This is a genomic window from Candidatus Levibacter sp. Uisw_134_01, from assembly GCF_047717795.1.
Classification (GTDB): domain Bacteria; phylum Pseudomonadota; class Alphaproteobacteria; order Puniceispirillales; family Marisalimonadaceae; genus Marisalimonas.
Genome location: NZ_CP159808.1, coordinates 1541338 through 1559663, shown reverse-complemented (window position 1 = coordinate 1559663; position 18326 = coordinate 1541338). Strand labels below are relative to the sequence as shown.

Sequence of the window (18326 nt, the reverse complement as noted above, 5' to 3'; positions counted from 1 at the left end):
TGGCATATGTATTGCATTATTCTTATATCTTTATAAGAAGGAGTTTAATATGTCTAATGCCATGCACGTTGCTAAAACCGGATTAAATGCTCAAAATACTAGAATGCAGGTTATTGCTAATAACTTAGCTAACGTGAACACAACAGGGTTTAAAAAAGATAGAGCCAATTTTGAATCTCTTTTATATCAAGTAATTAAGGAATCTGGTGCTCAAACATCTGGTGATACAAAAACAAATTCAGCTTTTTCTGTTGGTACCGGAGTAAGAATTATAAACTCAGACAAGTTATTCTCTCAAGGTAACATAGTGTCGACTGATAACGCCCTAGATGTTTCAATAGACGGCTCAGGATTTTTTCAAGTTCTTATGCCTGATGGAAGAGTTGGTTTTACAAGAAATGGTGCTTTTGGAAGGAATGCAGAAGGCCTTTTAACTACTGCATCTGGATATGTAATTCAGCCTGAGGTTGCTATACCTGAGGGCGTAACAAGTATAAATATTTCAGCTGATGGAATAGTTACGGTTCAAAACCCAGGTGAAGTTGAAGCTGAAGAGGTAGGTCAATTTCAATTAGCTGATTTTGCAAATTCTAGAGGATTGCAACCTATAGGGCAGTCGATGTTAGTTGAAACTCCTGCAAGTGGACCAGCAATTGTTGCAAATCCGTTTGAAAATGGTTTTGGAAGCTTAGTCCAAGGTGCTTTAGAAAGTTCAAACGTTAATGTCGTACAAGAGTTAGTCGACATGATTGAAACGCAAAGAGCCTATGAAGTTAACTCAAAGGCTATTTCTGGTGTTGATGATATGCTTAGATTTATCAGTCAAAACCTTTAATAGCAGGAGTTAAAATGAAAAAGTTATTTTTGTTATTTTTTATATTTTTAATTAATGGTTGTTCTACTTATATAGAAGAAACTAATAATAAAGAGTTCAAACCTTTGACACCCTCCTTTGAAGAGTTTGCAAGAGATGAGCCATCCAATGGATCAATATATAGTGCTAGTTCCGCAGGTCTTTTTTCTTCAGATAGGAGAGCAAAAAAAGTTGGTGATATTTTATCCGTTACTTTAAGTGAGACATTTTCTTCTAATAAAGCAGTTTCTAATTCATCAGGAAAAACAGATACTATTGGAGCAGAAATTGGACCTACTGGCATAATGAGAAATTTTGCAGGTTTGGGTGGTAGCGCTTCTAAAACAAACTCATTTGCAGGGTCTATGGCAACTAACCAATCAAATAGTTTGAGTGGAACTTTATCTGCGACTGTAGTGAGAGTATTTCCTAATGGTAATCTAGAAATTAAAGGTCAAAAGAAATTAAGAATAACTGAAGGTACTGAATATATAAGATTAAGTGGGATAATAAGACCACAAGATGTATCTACAACAAATACAGTTTCATCTGCAAAAATTGCAGAGGCACAAATTGAGTACGTTGGTGCTGGAGTTCTTGACAGTGCTTCAAAACCTGGTTGGGGTAGTGCTTTATTTAGAGCAATTTCACCGTTTTAGGATATTAAAAACATGAAAATTTCAAAATTAATTCTTCTAATTTCATTTATTTTTTCGCTTATTTCAAACCAATTAATGGCAGATAGATTAAAAGATATGGTGAGTTTTGCTGGTATTAGATCCAATCAATTAATGGGCTACGGTATAGTCGTAGGACTTGATGGAACAGGTGATTCATCATTAGCTTTAACTCTTCAAAGTATGCAATCAACAATATCACAATTTGGAATGAATGTTGATGCCGGAAGTCTTAGTGGCAAAAATTCTGCTGCTGTTATGGTTACTGCTGACTTAGATCCCTTTATCAAAGTTGGGCAAAAAATTGGAATTACTGTGTCATCTATGGGAAAAGCTAAAAGCTTAAGGGGCGGTACATTATTGATGACGCCTTTAAAGGGGGCTAATGGTCAAACTTATGCAATTGCACAAGGTAATTTAGCTGTTGGTGGCTTTGGTGTTGAAGGCGCAGATGGTTCTTCTATGTCAGTAAATATTCCTACAGTTGGAACAATTGCAAATGGAGCGACAGTAGAAAGAATGGTGGAAGCTCCATTTATAAATTCGAAAAACTTTGTAATGAACTTAAATCAAGGTGACTTCACAACAGCTAACAGAGTTTCTGAAGAAATTAACAAAGTATTTGGACCTAATGTAGCAAAGGCGCTTGATCATACCTCAATATCTGTAAGAGCTCCTAAAGATCCATCTCAAAAAGTAAGTTTTATGAGTTTGCTCGAGAATATTGAAGTTGAGCCCGCTTCTCCAATTGCTAAAGTTGTTGTGAATGCAAGAACAGGAACTATTGTAATTGGTGGTGATGTAAGAGTGACGCCGGCAGCTGTTAGCCATGGAAGCTTAACAGTAAAAGTTAGTGAAGATACGAACACAACTCCTGGACAAACATTATATGATGATGCAGGTAATGTTACAACCGCAACTGCTGCCACAACTGAGGCGGATTCTAAAGTAGAGGCTGGTGCTGATACTGCTTCAGCATTTGTTTTTGATGCAGGAACATCCTTGGCAGATGTTGTTGATGCCATAAATGCTATTGGAACAACTAGCGCAGATTTAGTTGCAATTTTAGAAGCCTTAAGAGCAGCGGGTGCTCTAAGAGCTCAAATGATTATAATTTAGGTTATAAACCATGGATAATTCTTTATCAAAAATAAATCAAATTAACTTTTTAGCTGAAAGTGCATCGCATGATCAGAACACTTCAAAATTAAAAGATAAAAAAGACCAAGATTTAATAAATGTTGCTAATCAATTTGAAGCTATTTTTGTCCATCAAATGCTTAAACAGGCACGACAAGGTAAGCTAGCTGATGGTATATTTAATTCCGAAGCCCAAGATACTTTTAATAACATGCTTGATATTGAGTATTCTCAAATTTTATCAAAAAAGAATAATTTTGGAATAGCAGAAGCTTTGATTCAACAATTTCAACCTCATCTTAACTCAAAGAAAGTTAAGTAAATGGCCTCTTTATTTGAAATTGGAAAAACAGGAGTACAAGCATACAGGCAAGCTTTGTCTGTAACTGGGCAAAATATAGCTAATATCAATACTGAAGGTTATAATAAAAGAAGTGCGGACATTACAGAAATTGCAGGTGTTTCTGGGGGAGCAACAAACGTTTCTGATAGCTCAGGTCTTGGTGTTAGGGTTTCAAATATAAGAAGGTCTTTTGATTCATATTTATCAGATAAAACCAGAACGTCACAATCTGATTATGAAATGTTAAATGATTTCGTGTCAAAATTAAGTGACTTAGAAAATATGTTATTACCTTCAGGCAGTGATCTGGGTGTTTTTATAGGAAGATTTTTTGATTCATTGCAAGATGTTGCAAGTAGTCCTGATAGTATTTCAGCAAGGACTGTGTCTTTGGAAGCAGGAAGAGCTTTATCTTCTTCTTTTAATAATTATGATAAACAACTTAAAGATTTTAAATCTAGTTCAATTAAAGAGGTAGACGTTAAACTTACAGAGGCTAACCTGTATTTAAATCAATTAGTAAAAGTTAACGGTTTAATTTCAGGTAGTGGATCCAAAGAAGCATCTAACGATATATTAGATGCAAGGGATCAATTGCTAAAGGATTTATCTAAACTTTTAAATTTTACTGTTGATTATGAAAGTACTGGAGAAGTAAATATCAGGTTAGGAGATTCTGGAAATGGCGTACATATTCTTCAAAGAAGTAAAGCGGCAACATTATCTTCTTCTTCAACTGAAAACAATCTTTCAATTATTGTAAATAATGCTGGGGTTAAAAGTACAGGCATATTTTCATCTGGAATTATATCAGGGCTCTCTCAGTTTTATAGTTTAGTTGACTCAGTAAGTAGCGAAATAAGTGATTTAGCTCAACAAATGACTGACCAGATTAATAATATTCAAACTTCTGGAATAGATTTAAATGGAAACATTGGTAAATCAATGTTTTCAGTAAATTCAATGTCACCAAAAGCAAATTCTGATAATAAAAGTTTTTTAGAATTTAATTCAATTGAGAGTAATCCAAGTAAAATCAGTCAAGAACAAGTTTTAGTAAATTACTCACAAATTAATAATAATTGGGAAGTAAGAGATTCTAAAGGAGTTTCTTACGCTTATGGAAATCAAATTCAGTTTGAAGGATATAAAATTGAAATTATAGGACAGCCTCAAGATGGAGACGGTTTTGTAATATCTCCTCTTCAAACTAAAGCAGGCTCTATGAAGTTTAATTTAAATAATCCAGAAGATTTTGCAGCAGCCTCCAAAAATCTAATTTCAAAAAATTCAGCTAATACAGGAAGTGTTGACTTAAATATAATTGGCTCAATTGAAGAACAAAAAATAAATTTTCCTCCCAAAATAACTGATACATTTACTTCTAGTAACAACCCTTTAGTAGCTACTACTTTTTTAAAAGATGGTCCAGTAACGACAATTCCATCTACAACTAAATCTATTAACTTGAGTTCAATAGGAAATCAATCGTCAGCAACTTTCACCATTGCAGACAGTGAGATTAAAGGTTTCTCTTCATTTAATATAAAACTAGATAATAATAATGAAATAAATTTCAACTCAGCTGCTACAGACCCAGGTGACGGAATTAAGACTGTTGAAGAATTAGCAAATTTGTTGAATTCAGGTTTGATGTTGGATGGAAAAAGCCAACATGATTTTAAAACTTATGGTTTATTTGCATCCGGTTCCAATGGATATTTAACTATAGCTTCTTCATTATCAGATATCACTAGTGGATCAATTTTGTCAAAAGGGAATTCTTATTCACCTTCAATTTCTAATATTCCAGCGGCATCAAGTGTAGGTAGTAATATTCAAGTTTTCACGAGGGATGGAAGACATGTGTCAGGAACCTCATTAAATGCATCTCAAATAGCTTCACTAATTAAGAGTGAAAACGGTTTTTTGAGCTCTGCTGAATATAGAAATGATTATTTAAATAATGATTATAGAGGTATGGATTTATCAAGAAAAACAGCCAGTGGAGATTTTGTAAAAAATTTTGGTTCAAATATTAGTTATAACGAACAAGCCACTGACATGGATGGCCTCCTTACTGCACAAATAGTATCAAGTGGATCTATTTCATTAGATGGACAAAAACAATACTCTAAAGAGTTAAATTCAAATATTACTATTGCATGCGAAAAAGATGAAACTGGAAGATCTTTTACAATTAATGGTTATGATTTAGATGGTATTTATCAAACTGAAACAATTACTGGAGGGAATATAACTACTGTAAAAGGAAGTAAAGTATTTAGAGAAGTTCTAAGTATAAGTATTAACGGGAATTCCACAGGAAAAGTAACTATAGGAACAGAGGCTGTTAGTAGTTCTTTAAAACTTACTAATGAAGATAACATTGCTAAGACTACAAATATTCCGGTAGGATCAAGTGCCTATTACGTAGCTAACAAACTTACGTCTGAATTAGCTGGTACAGGCGTCAATGTTACTGCGAGCACTAAAGTAATGCTTGGTCCATTAGAAGAAGGTGTAAGTGGAGCAGTCACTTTTGACTTAAAAGGTAAAAACACAGAAGCAGTCTTAATAAACGCAAGTGTGGCATCAACAGACTTATCTATGCTTGCTAAAAATATTAATGAATATGCCTCACAAACTGGTTTAACAGCGGTTTTAACGAGTGACTTCAAACAAATTATAATTGAATCACAAGATGGCTATAATATAAATTTTAAAAACATCACTGCGCCTTCAGATTTTTATTTAGAAACATTAGGTGAAGACTTTACAAATCAAAATTCCCAAAAAAATCCAAAATTATTGATAGATGTTAGTAATGCAAATAAATCATCAGCTAATATTAAAGGTGAAATAAAATTTGTATCTAGTGAGAATTTTTCTATTCAAACAGATACAGGTATAATTGCTTCTGCTATTAAAGACCCTCTTAAAAATGGATATATAAATATAAATAGAAGTAAATCAGGAGAATCTGCTACTATAACTCCCGAAGTTTTTAATGATCTTGATAATAGTGTTGGTTCGCCTGATGGCAAAAAAGCAGTAGTTGGTCTATCTAAATATGGATTAGATATAAATCAAAAAGATTATACGCTTTACGTAAGTGACGCCGATAGCTTGTATCAAGATGCAAACCCAGGCGTAGCTGGAACGTTATCTCTTAATGGAAAATTAAAAGACGCAAATAATTTAAATGCTGTAGTAAGTGTGTATTGTTCAGCTAGTGAAACAGGAAATACTTTTACTGTTACAGGAACTAATTTATCTGGAACAACAATAACGGAAAATATTACAGGTGGTTCTGTTGGAACAACAGTATATGGATCCACAATTTTTCAAACTATTACATCTGTTACTACTTCAGCTACCGCAAGTGGTAACATTAAAGTAGGCACTTTAGGTTACAATGCTATTAATGATGACGATAGCTTGGTCGAATGGAGTTCTTTTTCATCAGGTTCATTAACTATGGATGGCGTATTATCCACATCAGATTATCTGGGCGCTAAAATTAAAATTAAAAGTGAGCAGGATACAACAGGTACAAGTTTTGTTATTGCTGGCTTGGGTTTAGATAATCAGGTCTTAACGGAAACTATTTCTGGATCAAATAGTGGAGTAGTCACTACTTCAAATATTTTTAAATCAGTTACGTCCATAAACTCTTCTGGTACTTCTAATGGCAACATTAAAATAGGTACTGAAGCGGCTGATGGAGATTGGGATACAATAATTGACGCAAATTCTGTAAATGCTGACACAGACATAGAAGTATCAACGGCGCTTCTTTCATCATTAAGGACAGAAACGCCTACTTCGCAATTAAAAGGTATTGTATTAAATTCACTCCCAAGTGAAGGTCAATCTATTGATTTGAGTTTTGAAGGTCAAATTTATAAACTAAATATGGTATCAGGTGATCTCGTTGTAGAGGGTCCAGAAAAAAATAGAATTCAAGCTCGCTTTAATGGAACTTCTGAAACAATTTCTAACTTGCTTGCTATTTCTCAGAGTGGAACAGCATTAACCCCGTTAATTATTAACGGATTAAATTCAGTAACAGCCGATAGTGATGGTTTGGTTGATAATGAAACACTTGGAAGCGCTGGAAACTTCACTATTGATGGAGCTCTATCTAGTACAGCATCATCAAATTTAAAGTCTACAGTAAGCATATCTAGTTCATCTAATAATGCCTCTGTTACATTTACAATTACAGGGACAGATATTGACGGAGTTGCACAAACTGAAACTATTACAGGTGTAAATGCCAATACTGTAAATGGTACAAAGTTTTTTAAAACAGTTAGTCAAATCTCTTCTGATGCAGCTGCAAGTAATATTAACGTAGGAACGGTTTCTGGTTTTGGATCTACTTCGGGAACAAGAATTTCAATTACATCAACGGCTAATGAAAGTAATAATTCTTTCACAATAGTAGGTACTGATACAGATGGTTTAACTAAAACAGAAACTATAACTGGTCCTATTTCTGGTAATACAGTTTCAACCACAGGTCTTTTCAAAACTGTTGTATCAATAACACCAAATTCAAATACTGTAGGTAATATTGAAATAGGAACTTCACCAGGATATGAATTAATTGCTACTGCTGAGGGCACAATTGAAGGAGCTCAGTTTAAGTTGGTGCCAACAACAACTAATATTAATAATGCTGAGGCTTTTGGATTAAAATCGGCAACTACAACAATATTAGGAAACTTAGTTGTTCAACCAACAGTTGCTGGGTCAACGCCTGCTATTGCGATTGAAGTAAATGAAAATAATATAAAATCTAATTATTCTATAAAATTTAATAGTAGTAACGTGCCGGTCTTTTATAATAGTGCTGGTTCTGAACTAAGCGGTTCTCCTCCAAGTGGCATAACTCTCTCATGGAATGAAACATCAGGTTTAACTGATGATGACTCCATCTATAATTCTAATATGTCTGCAGGTGTAGCTATTGTAACTAGTGGGGTTCTTTCTACAACTGATGATGATAGTCTTGTTGCAAGCAAATCTGGAATAGCAGGTGATTTAATACTTGATGGTGCTTTAAATAATTCTAAATCTCTTAATGGGAAGGTCACAGTTTTTTGTAATGGAAATGAAACAAGTAATAGTTTTGTAGTCAGTGGTTATGACACTTCTGGTGTTTATCAAACTGATACTATTACAGGTGTAAACGGTGCAACGGCTACTGGTAGCATATCGTTTAACGAAATTTTATCAATTTCTGTTGCTAATAATACTGCAAGCACTATAAAAATTGGAACACAAGCAACTCAAGTTGTTATGGATCCTCAAGTTGTTACAATAACACCTGCAGGTTCAGATGTTGGAGAATTGTATACTATTACAGGTTTAGACCAATTTGGTAAAACGCAAACAGAAGTTATGACTGCTCAAGGTGCGGGTACCAGAGTTGTAGGTGAAAAAGTTTTCTCACAAATTACTTCCATTGTACCAGCAAGCGGATCAGCATCCACTGTAAAAGTAGGAACCCAAAAAGTAGGTAGACTATCTATAAGTCATACTATAGACGTATTAGATTTTAAAATTATGGGTAATCCAATTGCTAATGATATTTATGGAATTAAAACTCAAAACATTAGAGCTGTAGTAGATAATCAAGGTTTAAAGGTATCTTCATTTTCTGGAGATCCTATTAAAATTGATATACCAGATAATTCTATCCAAAACTCAGTTGCAGAAAAAGTAAGTCTTACAAATTTACCTCCAGAAGATTTGATCACAATTGTTATGGGTGGTGGGGCTAGAAAAATAAGTGCTGAGTATGATCAGTTTACAGCTAGTGAAACTCTCAATAACGACATTAATCCTGAGTTGACTATAAAAGTCGATGCTACAAACAAAAATAAAGTAGAGATATTTGATAAAAAATCAGGGCACTCAATCGCATCTAGAATTTTAGATGTTAATAGAGTTTTCGAAGTTAATAACACAAAATTTCAGTTTTCTGAAGAAGCATTAGTTAATAATAGTTTTGAATTTTCAAGTAATAAAGATGGTTACGGTGATAACAGAAATATAATTAATATTTTAAACCTACAACGTTCTGATCCATCGGAAACAAATAAAGGTAATTTTCAAGAAATCTTTAATACAACAGTGGCGAAGGTTGGCTCAAACGTTCAAGCAAACAAACTATCTTTAAATTCAGCCTCTAGTACTTTGGACGCTGCAGAGGCTAGTCAAAGTGAGTTTGCAGGTGTTAATTTAGACGAAGAAGCAGCGCATTTATTAGAGTTTCAGCAAGCATATCAAGCTTCGGCACGTATATTGCAAACAGCTAAAGAACTATTTCAGTCTCTTATTGAGGTTGTATAAAAATTTAAGTGAGTTGTTAAATGCAAATAAGTTCAAAACTATTTAATCAACAGCAATTAAAACAATTTTCTTCTTCAACTGAAGAACTTCAAGATTTACAAAATAAGATTGCTTCAGGTGAGAACATTCTACGTGCGTCGGACGATCCAGTTGGATCTGTAGAACTTTCGGGGTTAAGTGTTGTCCAAAAACAAATAGAACAATATGAAAGGAATGTTGGCTCTGCTTCAGACAGATTGACACTCTTAGATAAAAATTTAGAGAACATATCAAGTATAATGATAAGAGCTCAAGAACTAATAATCCAAGCATCCAGCGACACTTTAGGAGCATCAGATAGAGAAGCTATTGCTTTAGAAGTTGATGAGATGAAAAAAGAAATAATGAATGCTGGTAATGCACAAGATTCAAACGGTAGCTTTCTTTTTAGTGGTTACAAAACAAAAATACAGCCATTTACAGAAGATCTAAGTGGAAAAATTATTTATAATGGTGATAGAGGAATATCATCTTTATCAATTTCGGAATCTCGAATGATGGAAACCACTCTTGATGGCGGTTCACTGTTCCAGTCTGTTAATAATAGTGATGGTAATAAAATATCTTTATTTACTATGATTGAGGATATTGCTCATTCAATTAGATCTGCCTCAGGTGGAGTTGAGACAGTTAAAGCATCAGGAAAGGCTGAACTTACTTTTCAAAATAACAATCCTGGTACATGGTCATTTGATATAACAGGAAATTTAGGAACTAAAACTATAACGGTTGAAAGTACTGGCGAAGACCCATCTGAATTTGCAAAGCAGATTAATTTAAGTAGTGCCGGCATAACTGCATCTATCAATGAAGATGGTAAAACAATAACGCTTACCGATACAACAAATGGACCTATAACAATTAAAAATTTGTCTGTTTATGGTATAAATTCTGCCCAAAAAGAACCAACTTCATTTTTTAATGTACAACCAAAAGATGGAGCGGGTAATAACATTGGAAAAATGCAAAAATTATATGATAATAATCAGTTGCCATCCAGCCAACTAGATAAAGTTGTCTCAACTCAAATTCATTTGGCAAATAACAGAGGTGAAATTGGTGCTCGCACAAGTTCTTTAGAAAGACAAACAGATTTATTAGCCAATAGAAGGTTAGCGGTTGAAAAAAATGTAAGTGATTTAAAAGAAGCTGATTTAGCAGCTTTAGTGACCAATCTGCAAAGTATGCTAACGTCAATGCAGGCTAGTCAGCAATCTTTTGTAAAAATTTCACAGCTAAATTTATTTGATTATTTGAGATAAAATTTGGTTAGAATAAATCTGTTTCTTTATTTATAGCTTCGCCCACCCAATTAATATCTTCTACATCTGTTATTAACCAACCTGGCTCTGCTTTGGGTAAAGCTTCATTTCTGATACTGAACACAGTTGCTTTAAATATTTTGAAACATTTGTCAAAATTATAATCCTTTACCTTCAAGCCGTCGAAAGCAGATGAGAACATACCTGACAATTTTCTTTCGCTACCATTACTTTCAAATATAACTCTATAATGTAAATAGTCATTAATGTAGTTAACAGCTTCTTCACCAGCTTCAATCTCAGATAAAAATTGAAGTATATTTTCAGCTAAGGCAATTAACTCTTCAGGTTTAACTTCATTATATTTATCGTTAATTTCTTGAGAATATTTTCTAGATATAGCGGCAATGGAATTATTCGATGATAAAAATTCTTTACTTGTTTGTGCCGCTAAACTACTGAAAATCCACTCTGGACAATACTTAGACAATTTATCACCTATTGATTTAAAATAAGAATATAATTTATTATATAATATTAAACATACATATTTTTTAATTATACTTTTTTTTTTAAAAATCAATAGTATTATCGTTTAATTTGTTTCCAACCATCTAAAATTTCATCAATTGGGGGAATTGCGTCGTACACTAATTTTGATTTTCGTTGTGTGAAACCTTTAATAATGCCGGTTTTACAAAATTCATATATATTAAACAGGTTCGTAGCAATTTCTTCACCTGCTTCAAAGTCTAAGCTAGACTGTAGAATATAAATAGCTGTCAATGATTTGGAAAAACTATTTGACTTGATAGACGAAATAACTGGTTCATTATCTAAAGAATAAGCCAAAGTTTCCATATTCTTTTTAAGGTCTTTTAATACTTCTTCTATAATTTTATGAGGGTTAAGATTTGATGTTTTTCCAGCAATATCATCAGTGATATAGTGTTTCATTGACGCATTATAATTCATTGGCTAATCCTCAGCAAAAATATAATTAATTCTATTAATTAGTACGGTATGACTAAATTTATGTTTAATTATTTCTCAAAGAATTAATGCTTTTCTATTTGATTGATTTCGTTAGAAATTTCTAAATATGCTTTTAAAACATCGTTTTCTGATATAATTCCATTCATTTTTCCAGTTTTTTTATTCACAATAGGAATACTCTCGCCTACAAAACTAGATAGTTTTTTAATTACGAACATCAAATTAGAACTTGGATCAATCACTAATTCTTTTGTTTCAACATAATTGATTATACCTGGTTTTTTTTTATTAATTAAATTAATTAAGCTAATCTTCCCAATGTATTTATCGTCTTTTGAAACTATGTAACCTTCGGTCGTGTTTGCTTTTGTTAATATTTTAATTGCATTATCTATTGAGGTTTTGCCATCAAGTTTAGTATATCTTTTGTCTACATAGTCATTAATTAAAACTTCATTCAATAGTATTTGTTCTCTACCATTTGTGATTGCAACTCCTCTCGAAATAAGTTGTTTATCAAACAAACTATTGCCAAAAGTTCTACTTGTTATGAATGAACAAATCACAATTGGAAATGTTGCAGCAATTGCATATTCATACGAACTTGTAAGTTCGAGTACTAATATTATGGCTGTTATTGGAGCTCCAATAACTGAGCTAGAAACAGCAGCCATTCCAGAAACAGCAAGCACTGAAAGTAAATCAGGATTTGTTGACGTAATAGGCAACTGAAAAATTAATGCACCTAAAACACCACCTAAGAAAAGTGCTGGTGAAAATGTACCTCCAAAAAAACCAAATCCGATGCATACACTAGTTAATATTAATTTACCTACTAAAAGTGCAAAAAGGTATTTTATATTTTGTTCACTTGTAATAACTGACATTAGCGTTTCAGTTCCTAAACCTAAAATTTCACTAAAAATCATTCCACATATTCCGCAGGCAAATCCAGCAATTAATGGCGCTTGCCAAGGTTGCAACTTTATTTTTGACGGAATAGTTCCTAAAAAAATGATTAATTTCATAAAGCATATAGCTATTATGGCTGCTAAAGGACCTATAAGAGCTAAACTCGTTAATATTTCACTCATTTCAAATGTTATTGCAGATAACAGGAGAGGTGGGCTGACTATTCCTATTTCATTTGCAAAAAAATTTGCTGCCATAGATGAAATTGCTAAAGCCGCAACAGCCTTCATTGAAAAATGCCTTAAAACTGTTTCATGGGCAAATATTATTCCTGCTATTGGCGCGCCAAAACCAGCTGAAATTGCAGCAGCTACACCGCTTCCAATGATAATATCATGTGGTATTTTAGGAATAAAAGATTGCTTTCTAATAAATGAAGACACGGTCGCCCCAAAATGCACTAAAGGACCGTATATTCCAACTGATGCACCGCCACTAATAGATATGAACGATGCTAACGTAGAGCCAAACCCTCCTTTTAAATCAAGGGTTCCTGCTCTATGGTGAGCCGCATAAATTGTGTCTGCAGGCCCAAACCATCTGGGTAATTTTAAGCAGTACATTAATAGCCCAACTATAATTGAGCATGGGACGCATATAAGCAGTGGTATCATATTTAATGAAACACCACCTATGTCTAAGTTTAAAATAAAGTCATCATTATAAAATAAAAATTGATAAATATTTTTTGCACTTATCATGAATAATTGAGCAACAAATGAAACAATCGTTCCTACTGCAGCTGCAATCAGCAATAATACAAAACTATCTAAGATTACTTTAATATTGGTTTTTTTAAGCATTTTTAGCTCCATTAAAAATACTACATAAATTCTATTAAATGTCATTGAAAATTAATGATTTGTCCAATTTTCAATACTTTTTAATTTATTAAGGCATAAAGATTGCATTAAATATGTCGTTATAAGTTTATATCAATTATTTAGGTTTTTAAATGGCTGTAGATTATTTAAGTGCTATAAATCAATCTGGAAGTGGATTAAATATTACACAGATTGTTGACAGTTTAGTTGAGGCTGAAAAAACACCACAAACAAGCTCTATTCAAACTAAAATTGATGATAAAACAACTTCTATTTCTGCTATTGGTGAAGTGAAAAGCGCTTTATCTGTGCTTTCATCCTCTTTAAGTACTTTAGTTGGAAAAACATCTCTTGCAGTTTCATCAAATAGTACTGCGGTAAATGCAACTATTACAGACCCGTCTACTGCGAAAACACTTAATTCAGCTATGACAATTTCGGCACTTGCAACTGGACAAACTTTAGCATTTTCGGGCTATTCGGCTACGACAGATGTTGTCGGTGCAGGATCATTAGTTTTAGAAAGAGGGGATTGGTCAAGCGGGAGTTTTGTGGCGAATGCTACTACTGCTTCAACTAATTTGACTGTTGCTAGTACAGATACTCTAGCTTCACTAAGAGATAAAATAAATGCATTAAATTATGGAGTTACAGCTAGCATAATTGGATCAGGGGACGACACTTACAATTTAGTCTTGAAGTCTAATGAAGGAAAAGAAAATGCGTTGCGCATTACCGCTACAGAAAATCCATCAGGCTCTGGTTTGTCAAGTATTGATAATTCCTCAACTAATTCTTCTAAACAAAAAATTGCTGGTGTTGACGCTACAATAGTTGTTGATGGAATGACGTTAACTCGTTCTTCAAATGAAATTACAGATCTTTTTGAGGGGTATACTGTTAATTTAACTGCAACCACAAGTACAACTGCAAATTTGACAGCATCTGTTAATACAGCGGAAGCTACTTCAAATTTACAAAGTTTAGTAACAGCTATAAATAATCTTAAGGAAGTCTTAAATGCTAAAACATTTAGAGGAGATTCAACAAATGATAAAGGTGAATTAGCAGACGACACAGTTATAAAAAGTTTAAAAAAACAAATTGATTCATTAACAACATCTGCTTTGCCAGGATTTGGTTCCTCAAGTGTTTATTTATCTAATTTAGGTGTAAGAACAGAAAGATCAGGTCTTTTAAGCCTTAATACAACAGTATTAGAAAACACATTAGTGAATAATCCTTCTTCTCTAGATGCCGTTTTTAACTCTATGTATTCATCTGGATCAAGCTTATTATCTGTTTCAGGAGGGTCAAATTCCAACCCAACTGCAGGTACTTATGCTTATGCAATGACAGCATACGTTTCTGGGGCGTTCACTGGTTTGGTAAGTAGTGACACAACACCAGGAGTTACAAGTTCAAACAATACCATTAACTTGACAGTGGATGGAACAGCTTCTGGAACAATAACTATTCCTTCAGCTGAGTATTCCTCAGAAGCAGCTCTTGCTACAGCTATTCAGACCGCAGTGAATGCTGATAGCACTCTAACAAGTGCTGGTAAAACTGTTTTAGTAACACATTCTAATGGAAGTTATTCAATTTCTTCTGGTTCAACTGGATCTACTACATCTGTAGTTTTAAATGCTATAGGTAGTAACTTAGATAGCTTTTTAAAAATGTCTGGAACGGCAGATCCTGACGCAATATCAACTTCGCAATCAGGAACTGCTTCATCAGCCTTAACTTTAAATGGTGCTTCTATAAGTTCTGGTTCTTTTACTGATAATGCTGGTAAAAGATTGTCAATTACAAGTGGCAGTGGAAATGAGAGTGGTTATACATATACAGTTGTAGGAACAGACTTATCCGGAAATGCTCAAACTGAGGTGATCACTGGTCCAACAGCCAATGCAACGGTAATTGGCTCTAAAACATTTAAAACTGTAACTTCAGTTACACCTTCCAGTAACACAACAGGCTCAATAACAGTAGGGACAACAGGTGCAGGAATAACAACAACTGGAGTTACCGGTTCAGCGACTTTAGACGGGGTTTCAATGATAGCTGATATTACTAATAATACGTTTACTATTGCTTCAGGAAATGCTGCTGGAATGAAAGTTAAATATTCTGGGTTAGGTGCAACTGGGTCAGTTTATTATGGACAAAGCTTATTAGATAGGCTGACATCTTATATTACAACATCGTTAAACAGTACTGCATCTGGTTCTGTTACTAATAGAATTTCAACCTTAAGTAGCGAACTTACTAAAGAAAATAATTTATTAGCTGATTTAGACACTAAATTTGAATCTACTAGATCAAGATATATTCAACAATTTAGTGCAATGGAATCTGCAGTTACTAGTTTGAAATCAACTGGTGAATATCTTACCAATCTTTTTAAATCTATGAATAATAATGATTAATAAATTATTTAATTGATACAAATATAATCTTAACGATGAATATGTTACTGAAAAATTTATATATTTCACTCATAAAATATGTACTGATTTAGACTTAGTATTTAATTAAAAAAATACAAGTTGAATTAATGTTTTCGTTTTTGATATTTAAGAATGAAATTTTATAAAATATCTGATTTTTTAGCTCTATCCTTTATCTTAGTAAGATAATAGGAATTTTGCTTACGTTATAAACTAAGTTGAAAACAAGATAAAACTTTGCCAAATATATTATGATCACTAAACTTTTTTCATAGCTGTCGTAAATACTCACAGATAAATAAATTTTAAACTGGAGTAAAATAAAATGGCGAGTATAAATACAAACATTAGTGCCCTTTCTGCTCAGAAAAGCATGTCAGATCAAATTTCAAAATCTGAACAAGCTATTGAGAGATTGTCAACTGGATTAAGAATAAATCATGCTGCAGACGATGCTGCTGGTTCTGCAATAGCCTCTAAAATGGAGTCTCAAGTAAGAAGCTTAGGAGTTGCAATAAGAAATGGTCATGACGCGATTTCAATGACACAAACTGCTGAAGGAGCACTTGGTGAGATGGAAAATATCTTACAAAGAGTTCGTGAATTAGCAGTTCAGGCTGGTAATAATACATTAAGTGAAACTGATAGATCTGCTATTCAACAAGAAGTTGATGCATTAACTGATGAAATAAATTCCATTGCAAGTAGTACTAACTTTAATGGTGTAAATCTTCTTGACGGCTCATCTTCAAGTGTAAATTTTCAAGTAGGTGTCAATGCTTCTGATTCTTTATCAGTTGATCTTGAATCTGCTGGTGCTTCAGATTTGGGTTTGTCTGGTAAATTGGGAGCAAATGTATATACTAGTGGTAGAGTGGTACTTGGTACAGTTCAAAATGTGGATACAGACGCTATTAAAATTAATGGTAAAGACTTCTTAGCGGCTGCCGTTACGGGCACTACTGTTGGTACACTAACTGGTGCCGCAGTTATAGCTTCGACAATCAATGAGAATACTGCTACTCACGGCGCTGTTGCTACTGCTTTTAACAGAGTAGAAGGCGGAGCTGTTGGAAGTAATTTTAACATGACATCAACTTTCTCTATTACAAGTGGTGGTACAGCAGAAACAATAGCTATTCAATCAAGCCTTGATGACGTTATAACTGCAATAAACTTAGAAGTTGCAGACATTACAGCAAGTAAAGGTGAAAATAATCAACTTATTTTATCTAACACTAGTGGTAATCAGATAATAGTGGGTGGTGATTCTCACCAAGTTGGTATTACAGCAGATACCTATGAAGGTATGTATTCATTGGAAAATATAGATGGGTCAGCTGTAAAAATTGAACTTGGTAACTTAGCCAATGGATATGTTCAGGAAACTGATGCAACTGGTACTCATATGGGCTTATTTGGTCTTAATGAAGTCAGTGAAGGTAAAACAAAGGGTTTAGTTGTAAGTACAGATGTATTAGCCCTTACCGATGACATCCAAATTAATGGCGTTCAAGTTGGTGCTACAAAAGTTGACACTGCTCAAGCTAAGGCCAGTGCTATTAACGCGATATCAGATCAAAGTGGAGTAACTGCAAAGGCTTCTACAATTGTAGATTTAGAACTCGACTTTAATATAGCTGCTTCAGACGGTACACTTAAAATTAATGGAGTACTTGTATTACTTGATGGTAAAGACTCAGTTTCTGATGTTGTTACAGAAATTAATGACCAGACTAAAGGTCCATTCGGAGTTGTTGCTAGCGCTACAAGTGAAGGTTTACTGAGGCTAACAAATGAAAATGGAGGTGACATAAAATTCAGTCCTATTACTGTTGCTGGTTTTATTACAGCAGTTACTGACGGTGATAATAAGTCATATACACCTGCAGTTTCAGGTGCTCATCTTACAATACGTGGTAATATAACCTTAACATCTGAAGATGGTGGTGTTATCAAGTTAACAGATGGTACCACTGATGGTTCAGGTTTAGCAAAACTTGGTTTAATAGGTCAGAGTGGAATGGAAAGTGCTGGCACAGGCGGCGTAAACCTCTCAACTATGGACGGAGCTGTTGCAGCATTGACTAGTATTGACTCTGCAATGGATAAACTGTCAGGCTTCAGAGCGTCCTTTGGTGCTGTTGAAAACAGGATTGATGCAAAGATCAATAACTTAACAACATTGAAAGTTAATACTCAAGCTGCTCAATCAAGAATTGAGGATGCAGACTTTGCTGCTGAAACAACTAACATGACAAAGGCTCAGATATTATCACAAGCCGCTACATCCATGTTAGCTCAGGCAAACGCATCTAAACAAAACTTATTAGCTCTTCTTCAAGGATAATTGGAGATCTAAGAGTAAAAGGCCACCCAAGATAAGTCCCAGCTTATC

The 18326-nt window shown here is 33.8% G+C and carries 11 protein-coding genes; 8 read left to right on the top strand and 3 right to left on the bottom strand.

Annotation, left to right across the window (positions count from 1 at the left end):
• The first annotated feature begins 49 nt into the window (after positions 1–49).
• The 6 genes from flgG to flgL are packed head-to-tail and all read left to right on the top strand — an operon-like array spanning position 50 to position 10680.
• Positions 50–835 (top strand): flagellar basal-body rod protein FlgG, encoded by a 786-nt coding sequence (flgG, locus tag ABXT66_RS07965; RefSeq protein ID WP_443642967.1) that lies wholly within the window; start codon positions 50–52, stop codon positions 833–835.
• Positions 836–849: 14 nt separating this feature from the next.
• On the top strand, positions 850–1512 hold the full coding sequence (locus ABXT66_RS07960) for a flagellar basal body L-ring protein FlgH (protein WP_443642966.1): 663 nt from the start codon (positions 850–852) through the stop codon (positions 1510–1512).
• 12 nt (positions 1513–1524) lie between these two features.
• Positions 1525–2649 carry a flagellar basal body P-ring protein FlgI gene (locus ABXT66_RS07955; RefSeq protein WP_443642964.1) on the top strand — a complete coding sequence of 375 codons (1125 nt, stop codon included), beginning with the start codon at positions 1525–1527 and terminating at the stop codon, positions 2647–2649.
• A 10-nt stretch (positions 2650–2659) separates the two neighbouring features.
• On the top strand, positions 2660–2992 hold the full coding sequence (locus ABXT66_RS07950) for a rod-binding protein (RefSeq protein WP_443642963.1): 333 nt from the start codon (positions 2660–2662) through the stop codon (positions 2990–2992).
• Positions 2993–9379, top strand: a complete 6387-nt coding sequence (gene flgK / locus ABXT66_RS07945) for a flagellar hook-associated protein FlgK (RefSeq protein ID WP_443642962.1) — start codon at positions 2993–2995, stop codon at positions 9377–9379.
• A 20-nt stretch (positions 9380–9399) separates the two neighbouring features.
• Positions 9400–10680: a flagellar hook-associated protein FlgL gene (gene flgL / locus ABXT66_RS07940; protein WP_443642961.1), complete on the top strand. Its 1281-nt coding sequence runs from the start codon at positions 9400–9402 to the stop codon at positions 10678–10680.
• Positions 10681–10687: 7 nt separating this feature from the next.
• Here the strand turns inward: flgL and ABXT66_RS07935 are convergent, their stop codons facing one another.
• The 3 genes from ABXT66_RS07935 to ABXT66_RS07925 form a co-directional block, all read right to left on the bottom strand.
• Entirely contained in the window at positions 10688–11170 is a 483-nt protein-coding gene (locus ABXT66_RS07935) for a hypothetical protein (RefSeq protein WP_443642960.1), read from the bottom strand.
• Positions 11171–11268: 98 nt separating this feature from the next.
• Complete coding sequence (locus tag ABXT66_RS07930; protein ID WP_443642959.1) at positions 11269–11655, bottom strand: flagellar export chaperone FliS; 387 nt, start codon at positions 11653–11655, stop codon at positions 11269–11271.
• Between the two features lie 83 nt (positions 11656–11738).
• Positions 11739–13451, bottom strand: coding sequence for a chloride channel protein (locus tag ABXT66_RS07925; protein WP_443642958.1), 1713 nt, complete (start codon positions 13449–13451; stop codon positions 11739–11741).
• Positions 13452–13603: 152 nt separating this feature from the next.
• Between ABXT66_RS07925 and fliD the strand changes: the two genes are divergently transcribed.
• Both fliD and ABXT66_RS07915 read left to right on the top strand, forming a co-directional pair.
• A complete protein-coding gene (gene fliD / locus ABXT66_RS07920) occupies positions 13604–15907 on the top strand; it encodes a flagellar filament capping protein FliD (protein WP_443642957.1) in 2304 nt (767 codons plus the stop codon).
• A gap of 346 nt (positions 15908–16253) precedes the next feature.
• A complete protein-coding gene (locus ABXT66_RS07915) occupies positions 16254–18278 on the top strand; it encodes a flagellin N-terminal helical domain-containing protein (protein ID WP_443642956.1) in 2025 nt (674 codons plus the stop codon).
• Positions 18279–18326 lie beyond the last annotated feature (48 nt).